Origin of the sequence: Flavobacterium sp. SM15 (assembly GCF_022012335.1) — a bacterium.
In the GTDB taxonomy this organism is placed as follows: Bacteria; Bacteroidota; Bacteroidia; order Flavobacteriales; family Flavobacteriaceae; genus Flavobacterium.
Map to the genome: position 1 here is coordinate 83,811 of NZ_JAKLTO010000007.1, position 25,554 is coordinate 109,364.

Below are 25,554 nucleotides of genomic sequence, written 5' to 3' on the forward strand. Positions count from 1 at the left end.
ATTTTTTTTAATTGATAATATCGAATCCGGTGTATTTTCTTAGCACTTCCGGTATTACGATTCCCTCCGGCGTTTGGTAGTTCTCTAAAATTCCGGCTAATACACGTGGTAAAGCTAAAGAACTTCCGTTTAAGGTGTGCGCTAATTGAGTTTTTCCGTCTTTTCCTTTGAAACGCAATTTCAAACGGTTCGCCTGGAAGGTTTCAAAATTTGATACGGAAGAAATCTCCAACCAACGATCCTGCGCCGTTGAAAACACTTCAAAATCATAGGTTAAGGCCGAAGCAAAACCCATATCGCCACCACACAAACGTAAAATTCTAAACGGTAAGCCTAATTCACGCATGATGCCCTTAACGTGTTCTACCATACCGTCCAAAGCTTCGTGGGATTTCTCCGGATGCTCGATGCGTACAATTTCCACTTTGTCAAATTGGTGTAAACGGTTTAATCCACGAACATGCGCTCCCCAAGAACCTGCTTCACGACGGAAACAAGGGGTATATCCTGTAGCCAACACCGGCAATTCGCTTTCCTGAAGAATTACATCTCTGTAAATGTTCGTTACCGGAACTTCCGCCGTTGGGATTAGGTACAAATCGTCTTTAGCGTCATGGTACATTTGACCGTCTTTGTCTGGTAATTGTCCGGTTCCGTATGCTGAAGCTTCGTTTACAAGGTGTGGCACCTGAACCTCTTGATAACCGGCATCGGTATTTTTATCCAAGAAATAAGAAATTAATGCACGTTGCAATTTTGCTCCTTTTCCTTTGTATACCGGAAATCCTGGCGCTGTGATTTTAGTTCCTAATTCAAAATCGATGATGTCGTATTTTTTGATCAGTTCCCAATGTGGCAAAGCGCCTTCATGCAAAACAGGAATGGCTCCTTCTTCAAAAATATTCACATTGTCGTCGGCCGTTTTTCCTTGCGGAACAATCTCTGCCGGAGTATTAGGCAATTTATACAGTTCCTGAGTTAAGGTTTCAGTCACTTCGTTTAAAACCTCATTAAGCTCTTTTCCTTTTTCGCGGAACTGCGTTGATTTTTCTTTTAAAATTTCGGCTTTGGCTTTCTCGCCACTTTTCATCAGTTCGCCAATATCTTTGGACAGCTTGTTGGATTCGGCTAAAATGTTGTCCAATTCCACTTGCGTTGCACGACGTTTTTCGTCTAATGCCACCACGGTCGCAACCAATTCTTTGACGTCCAAATTTCGTTTGGCCAAAGCTTGGATCACCTTTTCCTGGTTCTCTCTGATATAAGCTATCTGTAACATAGTTAAATGATTTAAAAGTGAGCAAATTTAAGGATTTGTTTGATACAATTTCCCCCAATTAAAGAAACTTAAAGTCTTTTGAAACAATTGGTTCTTTTTCCAATTCTTAAAACTTGCTAAAATTCAACGAATAACAAACTTTTTGTTAGATATTTTTCTACATTTGATAAATTTTTTAAAAACTATGAAAAAGTTAGCCCTACTTTTTGCATTATCGTTAAGCATTTCTTGTTTTTCTCAAGATCATGAAGACGAACATCATAAAATGGTAGAAGCCGAAATGAAATCTGCCTCTTCCTTAATGAATTTCAAGGTTAATGCCAACACCCAGAATTACGACATCAAATACCATAAGCTTGAATTTACGGTAAACCCGTCCTCAACAAATATTTCAGGAAAAGTAACCACTACGTTTACTGCATTAAGCAACATGTCTACGGTCACTTTCGATTTATACAAAAGAAGCACCAGTCCTTTTACTATTACTTCTGTAAAAAAAGACGGAGTAAACTTAACGTTTTCACACAACAGCACTCACGAACTGGCAATTACGCTTCCTTCGGTACTTGCAACCGGAAATTCCGCTACCGTTGAAATCACTTACAACGGAGGCGTTTATTCGCCAGATCAGGCTTTTGTAGTAGCCAGCCACAACGGAACACCAATATTATGGACGTTATCTGAGCCCTTTGGAGCCAGAGATTGGTGGCCATGCAAACAGGATTTGAACGACAAAGTTGATAACGGTTTTGATATTTACATCACAGCACCTTCTCAGTATACCAGTGTTTCCAACGGTATCGAACCGGAAGCTCCTGTTGTTGTAGGCGCAAACAAAACCACGCATTTCAGACACAGTTACCCAATTGCTGCTTATTTAATTGCTATGGCAGTAACCAACTATCAAACTTATAATCAACAAGCAGGTTTAGGCACCCCGGAAAGTCCATTTTTCCCAATTATCAATTATTTGTATCCTGAAAGTAATACAGCCAGTACTCAAGCAGCACTAGATGTAACACCAGACATCATTAATTTATATGAATCCATTTATGGTAAGTATGCCTTCCGGAATGAAAAATACGGTCATGCCCAGTTTGGATGGGGAGGCGGAATGGAACACACTACCGTTTCTTTTATGGTAGGCTGGTCCAGAAGTTTAATAGCCCACGAACTAGGACACCACTGGTTTGGCGATAACGTGACTTGTGGTTCTTGGAAAGACATTTGGCTCAACGAAGGCTTAACCGAATACATGGCCGGGGTAGTGGTAGAAAATTTTGACGGTAACGACAGTTTTACCATATGGAAAGACAGTAAAATCAACAGCATTACTTCACAACCGGGCGGTAATTTATACCTAACAGATACTCAAGCCACTAATATAAACACCATTTTTAGCTCCCGAATAACGTACAACAAAGGATCAATGGTAGCCCACATGCTTCGTTTTAAATTAGGAGACGAGTATTTTTTTCAAGGCCTTAATAATTACCTGAACGATCCTGCTTTACGTTACGGTTACGCTGTTACGCCACAATTACAGAACCACTTAGAGAATGCTTCGGGCATGGATTTGGATGAATTTTTCAATGATTGGGTATACATGCAGGGTTATCCTTCCTACAGCATCACGGCGGCGAATTTCGGCGCGGGGCAGGCAAAAATTACGATAAACCAAACTACCTCTCATTCCTCAGTGCCTTTCTTTGAAATGCCGTTACCCATCCGATTGTTGGGAGCCGGAGGACAAACCCACGATGTAGTGGTAAACAATACGGTGAATGGTGAAGAATTTGTAGTATCAGTTCCTTTTACGGTTACCGGTGTACAATTCGATCCAAACAAAGACATTGTATCCAATTCCAACACAGCCACTTTAGGAAGTTCAGAATTCGATTTAGACCAAAACGTGGTACTTTATCCAAATCCTTCCAAAGACCGTTTAAATATTCAATTACCGAGCAACATTCAATTCGAAAAGGCTGAGATTTACAATCCGTTAGGACAGTTAGTAGCCACAAAAACAATAAATAATTTTCAAATCAGCGAGCTTGCCAGCGGAACCCACATAATAAAAATCACCACTTCGGAAGGAGTAATTCATAAAAATTTTATAAAAAAATAAGCAAACCCAAAGAACATGATAAAAAGTAAGGCGAAAACCTTACTTTTGTCGTTTATTATAAAACCGTTACACAAAAATGATTCAGTTTGGTCAAATCCTTTTCATACTATCAGTACTAGTTATTCTTCACGAATTCGGTCACTATATTGCCGCCAAAATCTTCAAAGTTAGGGTAGAGAAATTTTACCTTTTCATGGATGCCGGCTTTTCGCTTTTAAAGAAAAAAATCGGGGAAACGGAATGGGGAATCGGCTGGTTACCAATCGGTGGATACGTAAAACTTTCCGGAATGATCGATGAGAGCATGGACACCGAACAAATGAAAGGTGAACCCCAACCTTGGGAATTCCGTTCCAAACCGGCTTGGCAACGTTTGATTATCATGCTAGGTGGTATCATCGTTAATATTCTTTTGGCTTGGTTTATCTACACCATGGTATATTCTACTTACGGTCAGAAGTACATTTCCATGGAGAAATTTCAGGAAAATGGTTTGGCCTTTGGAGAAATCGGACAAAAAGTTGGGTTTCGCAACGGGGATAAAATTATTTCGGTTGATGGAATTTCCCAACCACGCTACAACCGTACCGTTCTCAATGCTCTTTTAGGCGATAAAATCGAGATTGACCGTAACGGAGAAAAGAAAATCCTAGTACTTTCTGATGCCGATAAAGCCGAAATTTTAGGCACTGAAGGGAAAGATTTCATCAACCCACGTATTAAAACGGTTATTGTGGATTCTGTAGCTCCAAATTCTACAGCAGCAAAGGCGGGTCTAACAAAAGGAGATCATCTGCTGGCTTTAAACGGAAAACGTTTCGACTTTTTTGACCAGTTAAAAGAGGAGCTTAAACTAAACAAAAACAAAAACGTTGCCCTTACCGTAGACCGAAATGGTCAAGAGACAACCCTTACCACTCAAGTAGACAAAGACGGTAAAATTGGCTTTTTCCCAACTACCAAAGACAAAATGGATTACGAAATTGTAAACAAACTAAGCATCGGACAAGCCTTACCTGAAGCAGTAAAAGAATCATGGCAGCTTTTAGTTTACAATGTGAAGCAATTCAAATTGATTTTGCGTCCAGCAACAGAAGCCTACAAACACGTTAAGAGCCCGGTTGGAATTGCACGCATCTTACCGGATACTTGGAACTGGGAATTCATCTGGAATTTTACAGCCTTATTTTCCATTGGATTGGCTTTTATGAACCTTTTACCGATTCCAGGATTAGACGGTGGACATGCACTTTTCACCATTGTAGAGATGATTACCGGAAAAACTTTAAGCGAAAAAGCGATGGGTTATGTTCAGACCGGCGGGATGATTATCTTGCTGAGCTTAATGGCCTTAACCTTCGGAAAAGACATTTACCAGCTCATCGCCGATAAACTTTTATAAATTTTTTTGAATTTTTTATTTGCGAATATAAAATTTCAGCTATATTTGCACTCGCTAAAAAGATATTAATCTTCCTCCTTAGCTCAGTTGGTTAGAGCATCTGACTGTTAATCAGAGGGTCCTTGGTTCGAGCCCAAGAGGGGGAGCAACTTTTTAGCAAACATATTTACCTTTTTAGGTGATTCCTCCTTAGCTCAGTTGGTTAGAGCATCTGACTGTTAATCAGAGGGTCCTTGGTTCGAGCCCAAGAGGGGGAGCAAAACTGGAAAAGCCATTCTTCGGAGTGGCTTTTTTATTTTCCCTTGTTTCCATGACAACAAAAGTTACAAAGCGCTCCCTTATATTTTGTAATTTTACCTCAATAAAAAACCATTATGAATTCATTTAAGGCTAATTGGCATTTTATGCGCATTTTCAGGCTGGCTTTAGCCTTGTTTTCCATTTGGCAGGCTCTTGACACCGACCGATGGTTCTTTTGGCTTTTTGCGGCATTCTTTTTAATTCAGGCAGTGTTTAATTTAGGTTGTACGCCCAACGGCTGTAATCTTCCCAATCAAAAAAGGCAATCATGAGTACATTTTCCGAAATCGTAAACAAAGAACTTCCGGTACTGGTAGATTTTTCCGCCGCTTGGTGTGGCCCCTGCCAAACTCTAGCTCCAATTTTAAAACAGGTAAAAGACGAATTGGGCGCTACCGTTTCCATCATCAAAATCGATATTGATAAAAACCAAGCACTCGCAGCTCAATTTCACGTGCGTAGTGTTCCCACCATGCTGCTTTTCAAAAACGGGCAACAGGTGTGGCGCCAGTCCGGCCTGCTTTCCAAAAACGATCTTGTGTCGGTAATCAAAAAGCACAGCTAGAAAAAACAATTCTTTTTTCATTTTTGAGCAACCGCATACTTATCCCTATTAAAGCCACGCCAAAGTCATGGTTAGGTCACACATAAGCCGTAGATGACCCGAACAAAACTCACTAATTAAACAAAGAAAACCCGAAGCATTTCTCACACAAATCCCGTAACTTTACTTTTCCTATTGTTACGTTTATGCAAACTAAATTAAATACCGCAGAGGAAGCCTTCAACTACTGGAAGACCACTCCGCTAACAAAGCGAATCCAATTTGTACTGGAACTTAAAAAACTGCTCCAGCTGCACCGTCAAGACTGTGCGGAACGCATCACCAAAGAAATGGGCAAACCCATCACACAATCTTTAGCCGAAGTTGACAAATGCGCTTGGCTTTGCGACTATTATGCTGAAAATGCCTCAACATATTTAGAACCAAAGAAAAGTTCAACAGAAACCTACCAAAGTCTTGTAATCTACGAACCCCTAGGAACCATCTTAGGAGTAATGCCCTGGAATTTTCCCTATTGGCAGGTATTCCGCTTTGCTATACCTACGATTCTTGCCGGAAATACCGTGGTGGTAAAACATGCCAGTAACGTACCGCAATCGGCCGAAAGCATCGAAGCTTTGTTTTTGGAAAGCGGTTTCCCAATCGGAGTATACCAAAACCTGCATCTTTCCAGTGATAAAGTAGCCGAGGTCATTGCGCATCCCCAAATCAAAGCCATTTCCCTTACCGGAAGCGAGAAAGCAGGAATTTCAGTAGCTACTGAAGCAGGAAAACATCTAAAAAAGTTGGTCTTGGAATTGGGAGGAAGCAACGCCTTCATTGTCTGCAAAGATGCCGATTTAGACAAAGCCGTAGCCATAGCCGTAAACGCACGTATGCAAAACGCTGGGCAAAGTTGCATCGCTGCTAAACGATTTTTAATTCAAAGTTCGATTTTCGATGTTTTTGTTAAAAAATACAAAGAAACCATCAGCAAGCTGGTTTGTGGTGATCCTATGCTGGAAGAAACTCAAGTAGGTCCTTTGGCCCGGGTAGATTTAGCCGAAGAACTGGAAAAACAAATTCAAAAATCTGTAAGCATGGGAGCGAAAATCATTCTCGGAGGCAACCGAAACCAAGCTTTTTTTGAACCTACCCTCCTAATTAAAGTCACTCCCGAAATGCCGGTCTTCAAAGAAGAAACTTTTGGACCTGTAGCAGCTTTACTGTCTTTTGAAACTTTAGAAGAAGCTGTTGAGCTTAGCAACCAATCCGAGTTTGGGTTAGGAGTTTCAGTATTCACACAAGATATTGAAACCATTAAAAAATACATCCCAAATTTCAACGAAGGCGCCGTTTTCATCAACGAAATGGTCAAATCCGATCCGCGTTTACCGTTTGGAGGCATCAAAAGATCAGGTTACGGAAGGGAATTAGCCGAAGAAGGCATCAAAGAGTTCGTCAACATTAAAACTATAGTCATCAACAAATAAACCAGCATTATGAAAGAACTGTTTTTATTACTCATAACCCTATCGCAAATCTCATTGACGAGTTTGACACAAAAACAAACTTCAGAAAAACAAGCAGTTGCAACTATTTTAGACAATTGGCACAAAGCAGCTTCCGAAGCCAATTTCGAGAAGTACTTCGGCTATTTATCCGACGAATCCATTTTTATCGGTACCGATGCCACGGAAAACTGGGACAAAAAAGCCTTTCAGAAATTTGCCAAACCGTATTTTGACCGAGGACGCGCCTGGAATTTCAAAGCTTTAGAGCGCAATATTTATTTCAGCAAAGACGGAAAAACCGCTTGGTTCGACGAATTGCTCGACACCCAAATGAAAATTTGTCGCGGTTCCGGTGTTTTAGTAAAGGAAAACAAGGTTTGGAAAATCAAACATTATGTACTTTCGATGACCGTTCCGAATGATAATGTTGACGATGTGGTTAAGATCAAAACCCCTATTGAAGATACCTTGATTCAAAAATTAAAAAAATAAGCCTTTATAAAAACCTGTTCGAGTGGAACAGGTTTTTTTTATTCCTTTCGATTTTAAAAAACCAACCTTTCCTTTTTCTCGTAAGTATCCTTACAAACACAAAATTGAAAGGTTATGAAAGTCAGCAAAACCCTAAAATGGATCCTCGGCAGTATCCTCGGAACCTTTATCCTACTTTTCATTATTTTGATAGTGCATATCGCCACAGCAAAACCGATTGCTTACGACAACGCTACGTTACAAATCAGCCGAATTGACTTTAAAGAGACTATCGACTCGGTTAAAGCCAAAGAAATTCACCGCAACTTAAAAGCCATTCCTGGCGTAAAAAACGACCGCTTAAACATCAAAACAGGCGTATTGGTCTATTTTCACGACAACCGCATTGTTGATTCCAAAACTGTTTACGAACAACTAATAGTCAAAGGACCTTACAAAGCCGAACGTTATGTGATTTCTGAAGAACTCGCAACAAAAAAAGTATGCCCGATAATGAACACTAATAGCTTCAGTTATAAATTTTCAAGGGGCATCCAACGCATCTTTAATTAACCAATAAATTCAAATAGTATGAAAACATTTCCAAAAATTGTTCTAGGAGTATTTCTCTTTGCAGCGGTACTTTTTATTTCTTGTAATGATAACGACGATATGGCACCCACACCGGCTCAGATGTCACTTTATGAAAAATTAGGCGGAACTGCTAAAGTAGCAGATCCCAACAACCCGGGCACCATGATCGAAAAAGGACGATTGGCTTACCGCTCGGTGGTTGACAGTACTATCACCCTGATCGTCGCAGATATCGTCGCAGGCAGCAGCGGAAATTTCGGAGCCCATTTTGCCCCATTAGTGGCAGAAGTTTCTGCAGGAAACACCACCAATGTTGCTGTGTTAAGTAAAAATCTAACGGATTTCTTCTCGGCCAACACCGGAGGAGGAGCCACCAATACGTATTCGGGGTTAAGCATGACCGCCGCACACAATCCAGCAACTAATCCAAGGATGGGTGTAAAAGCGACCAATGCAAATTATGACAAATTCATAGGTTATGTAGGAACCGCTGCCGGATTGAACGGAGTAACCGATCCGGTAATAATTAACGAAGTGGTGGCTGTTTTGGAGTCTTTGAGAACTCAAGTAGTACAGCCTTAATTTGTGTTTGCTTTAAAAAAGAAACGCTACCCTTATTGAGTAGCGTTTTTTATTATTTTTTGGATAAATTTTCAAGCATTACCGAAGTCATGCGTTCCATATCAAAATCGTGCTGCCAGCCCCAATCCTTACGTGCTACCGAGTCATCAATGCTCGCTGGCCATGAATCGGCAATGGCCTGACGAAAATCCGGTGCGTAGTCGATAGTAAACTCAGGGATGTGCTTTTTGATCGAATCCGCAATTTCTTTCGGAGTAAAACTGATGGCCGATAAATTGTACGAAGAACGCACTTTAATGCTTTCTGCCGGAGCCTGCATGATGCTGATGGTTGCTTTGATGGCATCGTCCATATACATCATCGGAAGCCCGGTATTTTCAGAAAGAAAACAAGTATATTTTTTATCGGATAAAGCTTTATAATAAATGTCTACTGCATAATCTGTAGTTCCGCCTCCCGGTGGTGTTGTCCAGGAAATAAGTCCCGGATAACGGATGCTTCGCACATCTACCCCATACTGTTTGTTGTAGTATTCGCACCAACGCTCTCCCGATTGTTTGGAAATCCCATAAACGGTAGATGGTTCCATAACCGTGTACTGCGGGGTGTTGTCTCTTGGTGTAGTTGGCCCGAAAACCGCAATACTCGAAGGCCAAAAGATTTTTTTGATTTTTCCGGCTTTGGCCAGATTTAGCACGTGAAACAAAGAATTCATGTTCAAATCCCAGGCAAAGGCAGGGTTTTTTTCCGCGGTAGCCGAAAGCAAGGCAGCCATAAGATACACATCGGTAATATTGTATTTTTCGATTAAATTTTCAATCTGATTGTAATCAAGGGCATTCACCACTTCAAAAATTCCGTTTTGAACCACCTCGTTCTCCAGTTTCCGAATATCGGAAGCGATTACATTCTCTACTCCGTAAGTGGCTCTTAGTTTTGCCGTAAGTTCGGTACCAATCTGACCGCAGGCGCCAATGATTAAGATTTTCGTACTCATCTGTGTTAGTTTGTTGCTTACAAAGATACTGTTTTGCCAAAATTTAAAATCCGATTTTAAACCGAAAATTCAGAATTCACAAAAAACGTAATTTTAGTTAACATATTCCTATGAAAAAAAACAGATTCACAGAACATTTGTACATTTGCTTTCATAAATTCATACTATGAAAAACATCTTTTCATTTTTACTGTTCGCTGCACTGGTTTTGATCTCCTGCAACAACAAGGAAGAACGTTTGGCCGACAGTGCAAAAGCAGCCGAATACAATGATTCCGTTTTTGCCATCATCAACCAAAACTGGAACTTTAATATTGCTCAGATTAATCCCAAAGTAGAAGGTCGTATTCAGCGTTGGAACCAATGGCGTGCTTTTAATAAAGAGCTGAAGGAAAAGCCTAAAAGCACTCTGAACGCCTTCAAGATCAAAGCAAAAAACCTGGTTACCAAATCGGATTCCCTGACCAATCAGATTCCCTATATTTTTGATAAACCTGCGGTAAAAAGCCGTATTTCCACTTTAAACACCAAATTAAAATCACTGGAAACCTACATCATGTTGGATTATATCCCGACCCAAAAAGTAATCGGAATCATCCAGGATGTGGCCACAGAGGTGAATGCCATTCAGAACCAGATGAATGAAATCATTGTAAAGAGTGAAATCCCTAAAGAAGAAGGCGAACTCATTATGCTGCAGGCCTTAGACACAGCCCGACATGCCCGTCGTGAAATTCAAGAAGCCAAATCGGAAGAAAAAAAATAACCTGCTTTGAAACTCGATATTCAAAATATTTATCATCAATCGGCTAAAATCAGTCAGATTGCCCAGCAACTGCAAAAGCGCGAATCAAAAACCCAACTTAAAGGACTAATTGGTTCCTCATTGTCTTTTGTGCTGGAAGCCCTTTTCAGCAAAACCGACTTGCCGTATTTGCTGATTTTTCAAGATAAGGAAGAAGCGGCCTACTATTTAAACGATTTGGAAAACCTGATTAACGATCAGGACGTGTTATTTTATCCGGGTTCTTACCGTCGTCCGTACCAGATTGAAGAAACCGATAACGCCAATGTGTTGTTGCGTGCCGAAGTACTGAACCGCATCAATTCGCGTAAAAAACCGGCCATCATTGTGACCTATCCCGATGCCCTTTTTGAAAAAGTGGTTACCCGAAAAGAGCTTGACAAAAACACTTTAAAAGTAGCCGTCGGCGATTCCATTTCTATTGATTTCATCAACGAAGTTTTGTTTGAATACAACTTCAAACGCGTGGATTTTGTGTCCGAACCGGGAGAATTTTCTGTGCGCGGTGGAATCATCGACGTGTTTTCGTTTTCCAATGACAATCCTTACCGTATCGAGTTTTTCGGAAATGAAGTGGATTCCATACGAACCTTCGACGTAGAAACCCAGCTATCGGTAGAAAAACAGAAAAAAATTACCATCATTCCCAATGTGGAAAACAAATTTCTGAAAGAAAACCGCGAAAGCTTTTTAGAATACATCAGCCCGCAAACCGTTTTGTTTGTCCAGAACACCGATTTACTGCTGAGCCAGTTAGACAAATTGTTCGGTAAAGCAACGGAAGCTTTTGAAAAACTATCGAAAGATATTCAACACGCTTCACCACAGGCCATGTTTGTAAACCAGCAAACTTTTGTTAAAAAAGCACTGGATTTTACTTTGGTGGAATTAGCTTCCAAACCGATTTTCCGTACTGAAAAAACCTTTGAGTTTCATACACAGCCACAACCTTCGTTCAATAAACAATTCGATTTACTGCTCAACAACCTGAACGACAATCATTTTAACGGCTTCAAAAATTATTTATTTTGTTCTAATGATGGGCAAGCTAAACGTTTTCACGATATTTTCGAAAGTTTGGACGAGGCAAACCACGAAAACCTTCGCAAACAATACAATACGGTGGTGTTTCCGCTCTTTCAGGGTTTCATCGACGAAGAACTGCAAATTGCCTGTTATACCGACCATCAGATTTTTGAGCGTTATCATAAATTCAACCTGAAAAACGGCTATTCCAAGAAACAGACCATTACACTGAAGGAACTCAACACACTTTCCGTAGGCGATTACGTAACGCACATCGATCACGGAATCGGAAAATTTGGCGGTTTACAGAAAATTCAGGTGGAGGGTAAAACTCAGGAAGCCATCAAATTAGTGTATGCAGATAACGATATAGTCTATGTAAGCATCCATTCATTACACAAAATCTCAAAATACAATGGAAAAGACGGGGCTCCGCCAAAAATATACAAACTGGGTTCGAGCGCTTGGAAAACCTTAAAGCAAAAAACCAAAGCGCGCGTTAAACACATTGCCTTCAACCTGATTCAATTGTACGCTAAACGTCGTTTGGACAAAGGGTATGCTTTTGCTCCCGACAGTTATTTACAAGCGGAACTGGAATCGTCTTTTATTTATGAAGATACTCCGGATCAGTTAAAAGCGACCCAAGAAGTCAAAGCCGATATGGAAAACGACCGCCCAATGGATCGTTTGGTATGTGGTGACGTAGGTTTCGGAAAAACGGAAGTAGCCATTCGCGCCGCGTTTAAAGCGGTAGACAATGGCAAACAGGTTGCCGTTTTGGTGCCAACCACGATTTTGGCCTTCCAACATTATAAAACCTTCCGTGAGCGTTTGAAAGACATGCCGGTTTCTGTGGGTTATGTAAACCGTTTCCGTTCTGCTAAACAAAAATCGGAAACCCTGAAGCAACTGGAAGAAGGTAAACTCGACATCTTAATCGGCACCCATCAATTGGTGAATAAAAATGTGGTTTTTAAAGATTTAGGGCTGCTAATTGTAGACGAAGAGCAAAAATTCGGCGTAAACGTAAAAGACAAACTGAAAACCATCGCGCATAACGTCGATACCTTAACCTTAACCGCCACCCCGATTCCGAGAACGTTACAGTTTTCATTAATGGCGGCTCGTGATTTATCGGTAATTACTACGCCACCACCCAATCGTTATCCCATCGAAACCCAAGTGGTCGGCTTTAATGAAGAAGTCATTCGCGATGCCATTTCGTATGAGATTGAACGCGGCGGACAGGTGTATTTCATCAACAACCGCATTGAAAACATCAAAGAGATTGCGGGAATGATCCAGCGCTTGGTTCCCGGAACCAAAGTGGGCGTTGGTCACGGACAGATGGACGGCAAAAAACTGGAAGAGCTGATGCTGGCCTTCATGGATGGGGAATTCGACGTTTTGGTAGCCACTACAATCATCGAAAGTGGTTTGGATGTACCGAATGCCAACACGATTTTCATCAACAATGCCAACAATTTCGGATTGTCGGATCTGCACCAGATGCGTGGGCGTGTAGGACGAAGCAATAAAAAGGCGTTCTGTTATTTTATCTGTCCTCCGTATTCGGTCATGACCGAAGAAGCCCGAAAACGTATTCAGGCCTTGGAACAGTTCAGTGAATTGGGCAGCGGGTTTAACATCGCCATGAAAGATCTGGAAATTCGTGGTGCCGGAGATTTATTGGGCGGAGAACAAAGTGGTTTTATCAATGATATCGGCTTTGATACCTATCAGAAAATCATGAACGAAGCCATTGAGGAACTGAAAGAAAACGAGTTTAAAGAATTATATCCCGAAGAAAACGACATTGAAACCAAAGAATACGTCAAAGACATACAGATCGATACGGATTTCGAGCTTTTGTTTCCCGACGAATACATCAACAATATTTCAGAACGTTTGAATTTATACAACGAACTGAGTCTGATTAAAACCGAAGAAGCGCTACAACAATACGAACAAAAACTCATTGACCGATTTGGTGCCCTACCCAAACAGGCTGTTGCCTTACTGAACAGCATTCGCATCAAGTGGAAAGCCACCCACATCGGAATTGAGAAACTGGTTCTGAAGCAAGGAAAAATGGTTGGTTATTTTGTCTCGGATCAACAATCCGATTACTACCAATCGGGCAAATTCATGAAAGTGCTCCAATTCGTCCAAAAAAACGGAAATCTTTGCAAAATGAAGGAGAAAGAAACCAAAAACGGTTTGCGTTTACTGCTTACTTTTGAAAACGTAAAATCTGTGAAACGTGCGCTGGAACTCATCGAAATGATTTAAAAAATAAAGCCTCCCTTTCTTGCGACAGGGAGGCTTTTGAATTAACACACTACTTAATTTCTTAAGTTTCTAAGGGCAAAATTGCGTTTTTTAAGCGCCACTCATGTTACTAAAGCTTTATGAATTTGTTAAGCAGATTAAGCCAATGTTATATTAAAGAAAAAGCCTCCATAAAGAGGCTTTTCTTATTTAAGAAAGTGTTTTAAAAGAAAAGTTGTCGAACTGTCGTGCGGTTTCATTTGCCCGGTGTTCATCTCCTCCAAAATTGAATTGGCAAGCTGTTTACCGTATTCCACCCCAAACTGATCGTAACTAAAGATGTTCCAAACCACCCCTTGCACAAAAATTTTGTGCTCGTACATGGCAATAAGCGAACCAAGCGATTTAGGCGTTAGTTTTTCAATCAGCAAGGTATTTGTAGGCTTATTTCCAGAAAAGACTTTAAACGACGTTAAAAAATCATTATCACCGCTTTCTGCAATTACTTTCGCTTGATTTTTCCCTAAAAGGAGCGCTTCGGTTTGCGCAAAGAAATTGGACATTAATTTGTCATGGTGTTCTTTGTTTTGGTGAAGTGATTCTTTAAAACCAATAAAATCACAAGGAATAAGTTTGGTTCCCTGATGAATTAACTGAAAAAATGCATGTTGTGAATTACTTCCCGGTTCGCCCCAAACCACATTCCCGGTTTGATAGTTAACCGGTTTCCCTTCACGATCGGTACTTTTTCCATTGCTTTCCATGATGGCCTGTTGCAAATAAGGCGCCAGTTTTTTTAGATACTGCGAATATGGAATGACTGCTTCGGTCTCAGCTTCAAAAAAGTTATTGTACCAGATGCTCAGCATTGCTAAAACCACAGGAATATTTTTATCGAAAGCTTCCGTTTGAAAATGCTGGTCCATTTCATGAGCACCTTGCAGTAATTCTTCGAAAGCATCAAAACCGACCGCTAAAGCAATAGAAAGACCAACCGCACTCCACAACGAAAAACGTCCGCCTACCCAATCCCACATCGGGAAAATGTTTTCAGCACTGATTCCAAATTCGGTTACTTTTTCACTGTTGGTAGAAACCGCCGCAAAATGTTTGGCGATGTTTTCTTCCGAAGTATGTTGTAAGAACCACTTTTTAATCGTGGTCGCGTTAGTAATGGTTTCCTGAGTAGTAAAGGTTTTGGATACCACCACAAAAAGCGTGGTTTCCGGATTGAGTTTTTTGAGTACCTCGTTTACGTGATCGCCGTCGATATTGGAAACGAAATGCACGTTAAGATGATTTTTATAGAACTGCAGTGCTTCCACGACCATATCGGGGCCTAAATCGGAACCGCCGATCCCAATATTGACTACATCAGTAAACGCTTTTCCGGTATATCCTCTTGACGACCCTGAGATAATTGCCTCTGAGAAAAGACGTACTTTTTGTTTTACCGCATTGATTTGAGGAACCACATTATTTCCATCCACCAAAATGTTGGTTTCAGAAGAACGTAAAGCGGTGTGAAGCACAGCTCTGTTTTCCGTTACGTTAAGGATGTCTCCTGAAAAATATTTTGAAATGGCTTCTTTCAAATCTAGCGCTTGAGCCAATTCCATAAGAAGGCTAACCGTTTGATCGGTAATGCGGTTCTTGGAGAAATCCAAAAGAAAAGTGTTCCAGCTGATGTGCATTTTTTCAGTTCGCGACGGGTCTTGTGCGAAGAGCTCCTGCATGGAAACTTCTTTTAGTTTGGTAAAATGTTTTTCTAACTTCTGCCAAGCAACCGTAGTGGTCGGACTTGTATTGTTTAACGCCATCTATTCTTCAAATTTAACCGATGAAACCTTGTCTAATTCTTGTTTTAACGGAGCGATATAAGCCAGATATTTTGACTTGTACTTCGCCTCCAACGGTTCGGAGTTTGGAAGTTTCTGTCTTAAAGGATCCACTTGGATTCCATTTTTCCAAAAACGATAACAAACGTGTGGTCCGGTAGCTAAACCTGTACTTCCCACCTTCCCGATGACCTGCCCCTGCTGCACGTGCTGACCGCGGCGCACCAGGATTTTGGACATGTGAAGATACTGTGTTGTGTATGTAGAATTGTGTCGCACTTTAACAAAATTACCGTTACCTCCCGTATAACCGGTTTGCTCTACGGTTCCGGAAGCGGTAGTCATAATTGGGGTTCCGGTCGGTGCGGCATAATCGGTACCGTTGTGGGCTTTCCAGATCTTTTGCACCGGATGGAAACGGCTTCGGGTATAACGCGAGGTGATGTTCACGAATTTTAAAGGGGCTTTGAGGAACATGTTTTTCAACACTTTTCCTTCTTCGTCGTAATAATCAGTTTTTTTGGAATTTTCCTCTCGTTTAAAAGGAAAGGCATAAATCTTCTTGCCTTTGTATTCAAAATAAGACGCTTCAATGCTTTCCACACCAAGGTACTCCCCGTTTTCAAGGTATTTTTCATTGATGATCATAGCAAACTTATCGCCTTTTTTAATCTTGAAGAAGTCTATGGACCAGGCGTAGATTTTAGACAATTCGGGTGCTAAAGCAGTTGAAACGCCTTCACGGCTTAACGTACTGGATACCGAACCGTCGATTTCCGCAGCAATAGCCCTGCGTTTAACCACTACCGGACGCTCTTTTTTATAAGCTACCGGAATCGAATCACGTAAATCCACAACGTAGTAGCTCATTTTATCGGGCTGATAAATGAACGCCTGTAAGCTATTTGGGGCTTTTTTATCCTGAAGTAAGGTAAAGGCTTTTCCTATGCGGATATCGCGAACATCGAAAGAATCTTTTACCGTTTCATTGATCTGATGCACTTTTGCCGCATCGAAACCTTGTTCAGATAAAATTTTACCAAAACTGTCGCCCGATTGGATGGTATCGTGAATTACCTTGAAATCGTTTAGTTTGAAACCGAATTCGACCACGATTTTTTCCTTCGGAGCTGCATTTTTTTTGGCGTTTTCTTTCTCTTCTTTAGTGTTACAAGCAAATAGTATTAAGGATAATAATATGATTGCGGTGTATCTCAATGTAACTGCTTTAGTTTGGTTAATTAGTTTATTCTCCCCATCGCTCCAATTCCTCTGCAGTCCAAAGTTCGGGAAAAAATATTCTTCTTTGGTATTTTGGCAGCATGTATTTTTTCCAATCACTGCCTCCGGTAGCTTCGTGGTTGCCCGGAACGCTTTCGATGTACTTCACCGCAGCGTTGTAATGTCCCATAACCCAAGTAATGTTTACCGTCTTATCATAATGACGCATCGCAGCAATTAATTCCTTGTTTTGTTGATCCTGCTCAGGGAGTTGCTTGAATTTTTGCCAAAGATTAGTGGTATTGTACTCCTCCATCAAGCAAAGGAATTCTTTTTTATATTTTCTTTCGAACTCTTTTAACAAGTATGATTTTTCACCGGTAGTATAATCTTTTCCAGCCGCTTGCCAATACAAATGCTCGAAAGCATTTTCAAAAGATGAATTTCGGTCAATAGTAGCACGGAAACGTCTATCGATAAGATTAATCAAATCTGTGGAAGCAAATTCAATCAAACGGTATTGCGCGCTTTGAAAACCACTTGCCGGCGTTAAGGTATTGCGGAATTTCAGGTACTGTTCCACTTCCATCCCATCGCCCATAATATCAAACGAAGTAGTCAGCATATCAAAGTATCGGCTGATGCGCATTAAACGTTCCGTAAAAAACGCCGTAGAAGGCTTTTCGGTTTGAGCCACCTGATTAATTTCCCACAAAATCATTTTAAACAGCAACTCATTGACCTGATGGTACATGATAAAAACCATTTCATCGGGCAAAGTCGTGCGCTGAATTTGAAGATTCAAAAGCGCATCGGTTTGGATATAATCCCAATAGGTAATTGGTTTGGACCACAAAAGGCCTTCTAAATGAGTTTCTGTTTTTTGATTGATCGCCTTATACTTGTCTTCAATCTGTTTGATTTTATCTTTTACTTCTGCGGTAATTTCCATTATTTTTTTACTTTAACTTTAAAAGAATTTTGCAATCCTTTAAAACCTTCCAAATCGGCCTTGAGTGATCCTACGGCCAAGCTGGCTTTAATTCGTACGGGCACTTTGTTGTCGTCGTCGGAAATCCAGACCGTTAAACTTTCCTGCTCCTTGAACACTCTTCCGGACTGCACGTAAGGCCTGAAAATCAAGGTTGGAACGGTTCCGAATTTTGTACTGATGTCTTCGCGCCCTAAAAATTTCAGCTTGAACTTGTAGACTTCATCATCGAAAAACATATCGATGACAATGGCCTCACCCACGCTCATTTTGTTAATTTTCGGATGATTTCTCAAATAATAAAACGAAGATACAATATCCTGAACATTTTCGGTAACAGAAAGTGTTTTTTCGGTTTTATTTTTATAGTCTTTAACAAGAACCGTGTTTTTTGTTTGATTAAAAAAGCCTTCCTGGTTTTTGGTATAACCCCCTTCGTCAATTTTACGCAAAAACTGATACGGTTTACCGGTTTCTTTATCGAACATACTTTGGTAATCGTCTTCCACTTTAAAGAAAAGTTTGGCCATACCTACTGTATAACCGTGACCCACCACATGATGCACTTTTTTGTTGTTGCGAACCGCTTCTTTCACTTCTAAAGTAGCATAGCCGGCATTAACCAAACCATAATGAATACGAAATTTGAAAAACTCCCCAGTAGTAAAGGCAGAATCTTGTTGAGCAAATAAAAATAAGGTAACGAAGAAAAATAATATCGTGAATGTTTTTTTCATCTTTTATTGTTTTTTTCAACAAGAAATACAATTTTCATTCCAAAGTTATAAAAACAAAAAAACCCAGTCAAAAGAATGACTGAGTTTTTATGCTATTAACCAACCAAAAAACTATAAATTATGAAAAATTTACTTGCTCAATGAGGCGTTATGAGTACCTCATTTTTGCGAGTGCAAATGTACGTTGTTTTTTTATCGATTTCCAATCAAAAATTCAACTTTAACACATTTTTAGCAAATTTTGTGTTTTTTGAAACTTGGTTTTTACATTATTCTCAATAAAAACAGGTTTTTTACAAAGTTCCTCGCAATTGTTGCTCTCTTTCTATAGACTCAAAAAGCGCTTTAAAGTTCCCTGCACCGAAGCCGCGGGCACCCATTCGCTGAATAATCTCAAAGAAAAGCGTCGGACGGTCTTCCACCGGCTTGGTGAAAATCTGTAACAAATACCCTTCTTCATCGGCATCAATCATGATACCCAACTTCTGCAATTCGTTGATGTCTTCTTTAAATTTAGACATATGATCTTTCAAACGCTCCGGAATAGCATCATAATAAGCTTGCGGCGGTGTGCTTAAAAATTCCACTCCGCGTGAACGCATATCGGCAACGGTTTTGATAATATCATCTGTGGCTACTGCAATATGCTGAACTCCTTCATCTTCATAGAAATCCAAATACTCTTCAATCTGCGAACGTTTTTTACCGTTTGCCGGCTCATTGATCGGGAATTTGATACGTCCGTTTCCGTTGGACATAACTTTAGACATCAATGCGGAATACTCCGTAGTAATCTGTTTATCATCAAAAGAAAGGAAATTCACAAATCCCATCACGTCTTCAAACCATTTTACCGCTTCATTCATTCGGTTCCATCCCGTATTTCCAACCATATGGTCGATGTATTTTAACCCAACTGGCTCTGGATTGTAATCCGATTTCCACTCACTGTATCCCGGTAAAAAGATTCCGTTGTAATTTTTACGCTCTACAAAAATAAAAACTGTTTCTCCGTAGGCACCATAGATACCCGCACGCACTACTTCACCGTTCTCATCTTTTTCAACTACTGGTTCAAAATAAGGTTTTGCTCCTCTTTTTGTAGTTTCTTCAAAAGCAGAACGCGCATCTTCTACCCAAAGTGCAATAACTTTAACACCGTCTCCGTGTTTTTTTACGTGTTCCCCGATTGGCGAACTACTATTTAAAGCAGTTGTTAAAACTAAACGAATTTTATCTTGCTTTAATACATAAGAGGCTCTGTCTTTTACACCGGTTTCCAAACCTGCATACGCTAACGACTGAAAACCAAATGCTGTTTTGTAAAAATGAGCGGCTTGCTTGGCATTACCCACGTAAAACTCTACATAATCGGTTCCTAATAACGGAAGGAAGTCCTGAGCTCCTTCAAAAATTTTTTCTAATCCGTATTCTACTGATTTTATTTCTTGTGACATGATATTCAATATTTTATACGACAAATCTATTGCCTAAAGTTGTGTTTAATTAATTTAATCTAACCAGGATTGGTAATACTGCTCATCGGCAATTTTCATCGCTTCCTCGGTAACCATTAAAGGCTTGAAGGTATCCACCATTACGGCTAACTCCTGCGTATCTACTTTACCGATACTTCTTTCGGTAGCTCCCGGGTGCGGTCCGTGCGGAATTCCTGCTGGGTGCAAGGAAATATGCCCCGCTTCGATATCGTTACGGCTCATGAAATCCCCATCCACATAATACAACACTTCATCACTGTCGATGTTACTGTGATTATAAGGTGCAGGAATCGACTCCGGATGGTAATCGTACAAACGCGGCACAAACGAACATACCACAAACGCATCGGTTTCGAAAGTTTGGTGTACGGGAGGCGGTTGGTGGATTCTACCGGTAATCGGCTCAAAATCATGGATTGACAAGGCATATGGATAGTTAAAACCATCATAACCAACCACATCAAACGGATGGGTAGCATAAACCATCTCAAAAATTTCGTCTTTCTTTTTTACTTTGATGACAAAATCCCCTTTTTCGTTATAAGTTTCCAATTCCTGAGGCTGACGGATGTCGCGCTCGCAAAACGGAGAATGTTCTAACAATTGTCCGAACCAGTTTCTATAACGTTTCGGGGTATAAATCGGACGACGGGATTCTACAATAAACAAACGATTATCATCGGTATCGAAATCGATTTTATAGATCATTCCTCGCGGAACAATTAAGTAATCCCCGTATTTGAAATCCAGATTCCCTAACATGGTGCGCAATTTTCCGGTTCCTCTGTGGATGAAAATCATTTCGTCTGCATCGGTATTTTTATAGAAATAATCGCGGGTGGATTCTTTTGGAGCAGCCAAAATAATGGTACAATCGCTGTTGGTTAAAACGGCTTTTCTGCTTTCTAGGTAGTCGTTTTCCGGTGTTACCTGAAATCCGCGCAGACGGTAGGATTGAATATTATTTGCTTTGGCAATTTTTGGCGCAACACTGTATTGTTTACGAATTTCCTTTACCTGAGTAGGTCGGTGTTCGTGGTACATATTGGTGGACATTCCGTCAAAACCAATGGTTCCGAACAACTGCTCGTAATACAAACCTCCATTTTCCTTACGGAACTGAATGTGTCTTTTATGAGGGATTTTCCCTAATTTATGATAAAATGGCATTTTTTATTTGTTTAATGTTTAACGTTCGTTTATAAAAACTCGCTCATACCAAATAAAAACAGCTCATTCAGGATTTCTCTTGATGAGGAATTTTAAATGTGCCAATAAACCGGTCCAATGTTTATTCATAACACTACAAATATCGGAAATTTTCTTGGAAAAAAAGATAAAATAAAAAATCCCAAAAAAACTGTTTTTTTGGGATTTTGTGATATATAGAAAAATTTTATTTCGCTCTTCTGAAACTGATAAAATAAATGATTGCATGAACAGCAGAAAACAACAATGAGAAATAGTACAAGAATTTATCATCTATTGTCGGGTCGGAATGATGCACGATCGCTACAGCAATTAACGCCACAACCATTCCAAGTCCTGAGAGTGCAACAACTCTGTAGCTACTCTTGTCAAAACCGTCTTTGTTTAAGATACTGTTTTTCATTCCGTAGAAAATATACAGGTCAAACCCTATCATCATCCAAACGATCAAACGGATCCAAGTATCCAGCGGTAAGAATACCATCATAAACAAACAAACCAAAATACCCAACACCGGAACCACAGGAACTAAAGGTGTTCTGAAAGCTCTTGGCGCCTCAGGCATTTTCTTACGCATTACCAAAACGCCCAAGCATACTAAAATAAACGCGAACAACGTTCCGATACTTGTCATTTCACCAACTACTCTTGCAGGAACAAACGCCGCGAACAAACTTACGATCATCATAAACAATAAGTTGTTTTTTGCAGGTGTTCTGAATTTAGGGTGTACTTCCGAGAAAACTTTCGGCATTAACCCGTCTTTACTCATCGAGAAAAACACACGGCTTTGTCCCATTAACATTACTAAAATAACCGAAGCATATCCTGCCAAAATAGCCAAAATAATAGCCTTGTTCAACCAAGGATAAGCCGGAGTGATCATTCCAGCTGCATTTACCGTTCCCATATTATCAATGGCAATGGCTACCGGAGCGATTCCGTCTGCACCGGCAAAAGCGGTATAATTCACAACACCGGTCATAACGTGAGCAAACAATATATACAAAAGCGTACAGATTCCTAAAGACAAAAGGATTCCGATTGGCATGTCTCTTTTTGGATTTTTAGCCTCTTGCGCAGCTGTTGAAACCGCGTCAAAACCAATATAAGCAAAGAAAACAATAGCGGCAGCACGAATAATTCCGCTGAAGCCAAACTCCCCGAAAGTACCAGTATTTGCAGGAATGTATGGTGTATAATTTTCAGGACGGATGTATTGCCATCCCAGAGCAATGAATACTAATACAACTGTTACTTTCAGCAAAACGATAATTCCGTTTACGAAAGCCGATTCTTTAGTCCCGCGAATCAATATTAAGGACATGATCATTACAATGAATACTGCCGGCACATTTATAATCCCTCCTTCAAAAGGGGAAAGCATATAAGCATCGTCTATATGGATACCGTAGCCACTGAGGAACTTTCCGAGATACCTGGACCAACTAATCGATACGGTCGCCGCTCCTACTGCATATTCTAAAACCAAATCCCAACCGATAATCCAAGCCACGAATTCTCCCATAGTAGCAAAAGAATACGTATAGGCGCTTCCGGCTACAGGAATCATGGAGGAAAATTCCGCATAACATAACCCTGCAAACACACAGCCGATTGCTGCTACTATAAATGAAATTGTTATGGCTGGTCCTGCATTAGTTGCTGCCGCCATTCCGGTAATGGAAAACAATCCTGCACCAATGATAGCACCAACACCTAAAGCGGTTAAGCCAGATGCGGTTAATGTTTTCTTTAATCCTTTTTCAGACTCTGAAGCTTCTTCAAGCAACAAATTCAGAGGTTTTCTTTTCCAAATAGACATATATATAGTTTTGGTATTTTAGCCCAAAAATAGACTTTTTTAAAAACATTCGCATAAAAAAAGAAAAAATTAAAAAGAAATCAAAAAAAACAGGCGAATTCTAAGACTAAAACACAAAGCCAACACTAAACCAAGTGTGGTGGTCATGGGTTTCCGGTGACCAACTGTGTTTGATTTCGATAGGACCTATAAAAGTTTCCAATCCGTAGCCAAAAGCATAGCCGGAATATTTCGGTCTTGAAATCCAGGCGTCGCTTTCAAAAATATTGTTGCCGATATTAGAAAAATTTGCCGCAAAATTAAAGTGGTTCTTTTTGTAAAATTCGTAATCAATACCCGCTTCCCCCTTCACATAACTGTCTCCGGAAATACTCAGGAAATCATAGCCGTAAAAGTGACGGAAATTATTAATCATGGTGTAACCGTAGCCTCCCAGCACAAAATCATGAAAAGGGATGGTGCGCTCTCCAAGGGCAAAACCACCTTCCGATTGAAGCTTGATCGTAATTTTTTTAAAGAAGGTTTGTACTAACTGCATGTTGGCTTTTGCAATTGAAAACGGTTCAAAAGTATGGGTATAATCCGATGAATACATAAACGATTTAAAATCCCCCACAAACTGAAACCCCTTTTTTGGGAAGTAATTTTTGTCCAACGAATCAAATTTCACATACCCATAAGGCGCAAAATAAGAACTGTTTTCTAGTGTCGGTGTGGTGTTTTCTAAAGTAGCCGATTGAATTTTCAGGTGCTTGTACTCCAATCCGCCGCCGATTAAAAACCGTTGAATAAAAACCGTCTGGGCATAAATCTGATTGGTAAAATCGGAATAATTAATGTTGATGGAATTCACATCAAGTGAACTCAGGGCGCTTCCATTACTGAAATCGGTAAGAATGTTTTTATCGAATTGATTGAATCGGGAATTGAAACCAAAACTCCAATAAAAACCGTTGTCCAAATAATAATTTAAATTAAAGCGCGTATTATCCCCCAGAATTAAATCAAGGGAAGCCACATCGTTTTTAAAAAGTAATTTTTTTTGGGTTAGGTTGACCAAAACCGCACTCTTGTAAAGACCGTCGTAATGCAGTCCGAAGCGAAGGTATCGGTTTACGGGATTTTCTTTCAGATCCAACACTAAGCGGTCTCCATCGCCTTTATCTTCTTTTTCAAACCAATAGGAAATCGCACTGAAATTTTGAGTAGAGTTCAAATTGCTGATTCCCTGATTCAATTTCTCATAGGTGATTTTTTTTCCGCTTCGAAAACGAAGTTTTCCCAAAATATACGGTCGGGTAAAGCTTTGCAGCGGATTAATTTTTACTTCCGAAATTTTTAGGGTATCGGTTAACTGATTGTTCTTTTTTATCGAAATCGTATCGTGAAAACCTCCCAGTTTTACCAGTTTTTCATAAACCGTAAAGGCTGCCTCCTCGCCTTTTTTAATAATCTCATGCCCCAGGTCAAAAGAAATAACCGAATAACCTTTAATGTCCGGCTTAATATAAATGTCGGTCAGTTTGCGCTTGGCTTCCATTTTTTCGATCATACTGAAATTGGTAATCTGAACCAAAACCCCCGAAGCTCCTCCAATGGTTTCCCGGTCTTTCAATCCGTCCTGAACATCTACCCCGATAACAATGTCGGCCCCCATTTTTCGCACTTCTTCCACAGGATAGTTATTGGTTACTCCACCGTCTATGAGCAGTTTTCCATCAATTTCAATCGGGGTATACAAAGAGGGAAAAGCACCGCTGGCCAAAATTGCTTTAGGTAAAACCCCTTCCCGTAACACCATTTCCTGACCCGTTTCGATATCAGTGGCAATACAGACAAAAGGAATCGGCAGTTTGCTGAAATCCCGGGTATAACGCACATGGCTGGTCAACCTGCTGAGTAAATTATAATTGTAAAGTCCTTTGGAAAGTGCGGTAGGCACCCCAACTTTATAATTTTTGAAAGGAAGGGTTACAGCGTACACCTCGTCGTTGCGTTTCTCGAAGAAATTTTTAGACGAGCGCGGAATGTAGTCCTGCAAAAGCGCATCAGAATCTACCACTTTAAAAATCGAATCCAGTTGTCGCGCATTGTAACCCGAAGCATACAACCCGCCTACAATGGCCCCCATACTGGTCCCTCCGATATAATCCACTTTAATCCCTGCTTCTTCAAGCACTTTCAAAACGCCAATATGCGCTAATCCTTTCGCACCACCACCACTTAAAACCACACCAATTTTGGGTTTCTTTTGATCTTGGGCAAAGACAGAAAAAACTAGGCTAAAGAGTAAAATCAGCGGGAGAAGTTTCTTCATG

20 protein-coding genes and 2 tRNA genes are annotated in these 25,554 nt (G+C 40.3%); 12 read left to right on the forward strand and 10 right to left on the reverse strand.

From position 1 onward, the window contains the following. Window positions 1-7: 7 nt before the first annotated feature. Window positions 8-1,279 (reverse strand): serine--tRNA ligase, encoded by a 1,272-nt coding sequence (gene serS, locus LZZ90_RS12015; protein ID WP_237790945.1) that lies wholly within the window; start codon window positions 1,277-1,279, stop codon window positions 8-10. Window positions 1,280-1,463: 184 nt separating this feature from the next. Between serS and LZZ90_RS12020 the strand changes: the two genes are divergently transcribed. The 10 genes from LZZ90_RS12020 to LZZ90_RS12065 all read left to right on the forward strand — a co-directional run bounded on the left by LZZ90_RS12020 (window position 1,464) and on the right by LZZ90_RS12065 (window position 8,814). Further along, window positions 1,464-3,407, forward strand: coding sequence for a M1 family aminopeptidase (locus tag LZZ90_RS12020; protein WP_237790946.1), 1,944 nt, complete (start codon window positions 1,464-1,466; stop codon window positions 3,405-3,407). A gap of 76 nt (window positions 3,408-3,483) precedes the next feature. Then, window positions 3,484-4,809, forward strand: coding sequence for an RIP metalloprotease RseP (rseP, locus tag LZZ90_RS12025; protein WP_237790947.1), 1,326 nt, complete (start codon window positions 3,484-3,486; stop codon window positions 4,807-4,809). A gap of 72 nt (window positions 4,810-4,881) precedes the next feature. Next, a tRNA-Asn gene (locus LZZ90_RS12030) sits at window positions 4,882-4,955 on the forward strand. A gap of 37 nt (window positions 4,956-4,992) precedes the next feature. Beyond that, window positions 4,993-5,066 (forward strand) — tRNA-Asn (locus LZZ90_RS12035). Window positions 5,067-5,183: 117 nt separating this feature from the next. Next, window positions 5,184-5,381 (forward strand): hypothetical protein, encoded by a 198-nt coding sequence (locus tag LZZ90_RS12040; protein WP_237790948.1) that lies wholly within the window; start codon window positions 5,184-5,186, stop codon window positions 5,379-5,381. After that, a complete protein-coding gene (gene trxA / locus LZZ90_RS12045; RefSeq protein ID WP_255702400.1) occupies window positions 5,378-5,674 on the forward strand; it encodes a thioredoxin in 297 nt (98 codons plus the stop codon). The genes LZZ90_RS12040 and trxA overlap by 4 nt, the downstream gene beginning before the upstream one ends. A gap of 185 nt (window positions 5,675-5,859) precedes the next feature. Next, entirely contained in the window at window positions 5,860-7,146 is a 1,287-nt protein-coding gene (locus LZZ90_RS12050; RefSeq protein ID WP_237790949.1) for an NAD-dependent succinate-semialdehyde dehydrogenase, read from the forward strand. 9 nt (window positions 7,147-7,155) lie between these two features. After that, on the forward strand, window positions 7,156-7,659 hold the full coding sequence (locus tag LZZ90_RS12055) for a nuclear transport factor 2 family protein (protein ID WP_237790950.1): 504 nt from the start codon (window positions 7,156-7,158) through the stop codon (window positions 7,657-7,659). Window positions 7,660-7,773: 114 nt separating this feature from the next. Continuing rightward, on the forward strand, window positions 7,774-8,211 hold the full coding sequence (locus LZZ90_RS12060) for a hypothetical protein (RefSeq protein WP_237790951.1): 438 nt from the start codon (window positions 7,774-7,776) through the stop codon (window positions 8,209-8,211). 18 nt (window positions 8,212-8,229) lie between these two features. Continuing rightward, window positions 8,230-8,814 (forward strand): hypothetical protein, encoded by a 585-nt coding sequence (locus tag LZZ90_RS12065; RefSeq protein WP_237790952.1) that lies wholly within the window; start codon window positions 8,230-8,232, stop codon window positions 8,812-8,814. Window positions 8,815-8,866: 52 nt separating this feature from the next. Here LZZ90_RS12065 and LZZ90_RS12070 read toward each other — a convergent pair whose 3' ends face one another. Then, window positions 8,867-9,811, reverse strand: coding sequence for an L-threonine 3-dehydrogenase (locus LZZ90_RS12070; RefSeq protein WP_237790953.1), 945 nt, complete (start codon window positions 9,809-9,811; stop codon window positions 8,867-8,869). 166 nt (window positions 9,812-9,977) lie between these two features. Here LZZ90_RS12070 and LZZ90_RS12075 point away from each other — a divergent pair, with 166 nt between their 5' ends. Both LZZ90_RS12075 and mfd read left to right on the forward strand, forming a co-directional pair. Then, a complete protein-coding gene (locus LZZ90_RS12075; protein WP_237790954.1) occupies window positions 9,978-10,577 on the forward strand; it encodes a hypothetical protein in 600 nt (199 codons plus the stop codon). A 6-nt stretch (window positions 10,578-10,583) separates the two neighbouring features. Then, complete coding sequence (gene mfd, locus LZZ90_RS12080; RefSeq protein ID WP_237790955.1) at window positions 10,584-13,937, forward strand: transcription-repair coupling factor; 3,354 nt, start codon at window positions 10,584-10,586, stop codon at window positions 13,935-13,937. 185 nt (window positions 13,938-14,122) lie between these two features. On the opposite strand, the gene pgi is transcribed toward mfd, so the two are convergent. From pgi to LZZ90_RS12120, 8 genes are all read right to left on the reverse strand, one after another. Then, window positions 14,123-15,736: a glucose-6-phosphate isomerase gene (gene pgi, locus LZZ90_RS12085; protein ID WP_237790956.1), complete on the reverse strand. Its 1,614-nt coding sequence runs from the start codon at window positions 15,734-15,736 to the stop codon at window positions 14,123-14,125. Then, window positions 15,737-16,972, reverse strand: a complete 1,236-nt coding sequence (locus LZZ90_RS12090; protein WP_237790957.1) for a peptidoglycan DD-metalloendopeptidase family protein — start codon at window positions 16,970-16,972, stop codon at window positions 15,737-15,739. A 28-nt stretch (window positions 16,973-17,000) separates the two neighbouring features. Further along, window positions 17,001-17,927, reverse strand: a complete 927-nt coding sequence (locus tag LZZ90_RS12095; RefSeq protein ID WP_237790958.1) for a tryptophan 2,3-dioxygenase family protein — start codon at window positions 17,925-17,927, stop codon at window positions 17,001-17,003. Next, the gene (locus LZZ90_RS12100) at window positions 17,927-18,703 is read right to left on the reverse strand and encodes a DUF3108 domain-containing protein (RefSeq protein WP_237790959.1); all 777 of its coding nucleotides are present in this window, start codon (window positions 18,701-18,703) and stop codon (window positions 17,927-17,929) included. The genes LZZ90_RS12095 and LZZ90_RS12100 overlap by 1 nt, the downstream gene beginning before the upstream one ends. 293 nt (window positions 18,704-18,996) lie before the next feature. Beyond that, complete coding sequence (gene hppD / locus LZZ90_RS12105) at window positions 18,997-20,160, reverse strand: 4-hydroxyphenylpyruvate dioxygenase (RefSeq protein WP_237790960.1); 1,164 nt, start codon at window positions 20,158-20,160, stop codon at window positions 18,997-18,999. A gap of 54 nt (window positions 20,161-20,214) precedes the next feature. Then, complete coding sequence (locus LZZ90_RS12110) at window positions 20,215-21,372, reverse strand: homogentisate 1,2-dioxygenase (RefSeq protein WP_237790961.1); 1,158 nt, start codon at window positions 21,370-21,372, stop codon at window positions 20,215-20,217. A 226-nt stretch (window positions 21,373-21,598) separates the two neighbouring features. Beyond that, the gene (locus tag LZZ90_RS12115; protein WP_237790962.1) at window positions 21,599-23,236 is read right to left on the reverse strand and encodes an amino acid permease; all 1,638 of its coding nucleotides are present in this window, start codon (window positions 23,234-23,236) and stop codon (window positions 21,599-21,601) included. A gap of 106 nt (window positions 23,237-23,342) precedes the next feature. Beyond that, the gene (locus LZZ90_RS12120; protein ID WP_237790963.1) at window positions 23,343-25,553 is read right to left on the reverse strand and encodes a patatin-like phospholipase family protein; all 2,211 of its coding nucleotides are present in this window, start codon (window positions 25,551-25,553) and stop codon (window positions 23,343-23,345) included. Between the last annotated feature and the right edge of the window lies 1 nt (window position 25,554).

Coding starts and splice junctions, on each gene's coding strand:
- serS (WP_237790945.1), bottom strand. CDS start 1,279: ATGTTACAGATAGCTTATATCAGAGAGAACCAGGAAAAGGTGATCCAA.
- LZZ90_RS12020 (WP_237790946.1), top strand. CDS start 1,464: ATGAAAAAGTTAGCCCTACTTTTTGCATTATCGTTAAGCATTTCTTGT.
- rseP (WP_237790947.1), top strand. CDS start 3,484: ATGATTCAGTTTGGTCAAATCCTTTTCATACTATCAGTACTAGTTATT.
- LZZ90_RS12040 (WP_237790948.1), top strand. CDS start 5,184: ATGAATTCATTTAAGGCTAATTGGCATTTTATGCGCATTTTCAGGCTG.
- trxA (WP_255702400.1), top strand. CDS start 5,378: ATGAGTACATTTTCCGAAATCGTAAACAAAGAACTTCCGGTACTGGTA.
- LZZ90_RS12050 (WP_237790949.1), top strand. CDS start 5,860: ATGCAAACTAAATTAAATACCGCAGAGGAAGCCTTCAACTACTGGAAG.
- LZZ90_RS12055 (WP_237790950.1), top strand. CDS start 7,156: ATGAAAGAACTGTTTTTATTACTCATAACCCTATCGCAAATCTCATTG.
- LZZ90_RS12060 (WP_237790951.1), top strand. CDS start 7,774: ATGAAAGTCAGCAAAACCCTAAAATGGATCCTCGGCAGTATCCTCGGA.
- LZZ90_RS12065 (WP_237790952.1), top strand. CDS start 8,230: ATGAAAACATTTCCAAAAATTGTTCTAGGAGTATTTCTCTTTGCAGCG.
- LZZ90_RS12070 (WP_237790953.1), bottom strand. CDS start 9,811: ATGAGTACGAAAATCTTAATCATTGGCGCCTGCGGTCAGATTGGTACC.
- LZZ90_RS12075 (WP_237790954.1), top strand. CDS start 9,978: ATGAAAAACATCTTTTCATTTTTACTGTTCGCTGCACTGGTTTTGATC.
- pgi (WP_237790956.1), bottom strand. CDS start 15,736: ATGGCGTTAAACAATACAAGTCCGACCACTACGGTTGCTTGGCAGAAG.
- LZZ90_RS12095 (WP_237790958.1), bottom strand. CDS start 17,927: ATGGAAATTACCGCAGAAGTAAAAGATAAAATCAAACAGATTGAAGAC.
- LZZ90_RS12100 (WP_237790959.1), bottom strand. CDS start 18,703: ATGAAAAAAACATTCACGATATTATTTTTCTTCGTTACCTTATTTTTA.
- hppD (WP_237790960.1), bottom strand. CDS start 20,160: ATGTCACAAGAAATAAAATCAGTAGAATACGGATTAGAAAAAATTTTT.
- LZZ90_RS12110 (WP_237790961.1), bottom strand. CDS start 21,372: ATGCCATTTTATCATAAATTAGGGAAAATCCCTCATAAAAGACACATT.
- LZZ90_RS12115 (WP_237790962.1), bottom strand. CDS start 23,236: ATGTCTATTTGGAAAAGAAAACCTCTGAATTTGTTGCTTGAAGAAGCT.
- LZZ90_RS12120 (WP_237790963.1), bottom strand. CDS start 25,553: ATGAAGAAACTTCTCCCGCTGATTTTACTCTTTAGCCTAGTTTTTTCT.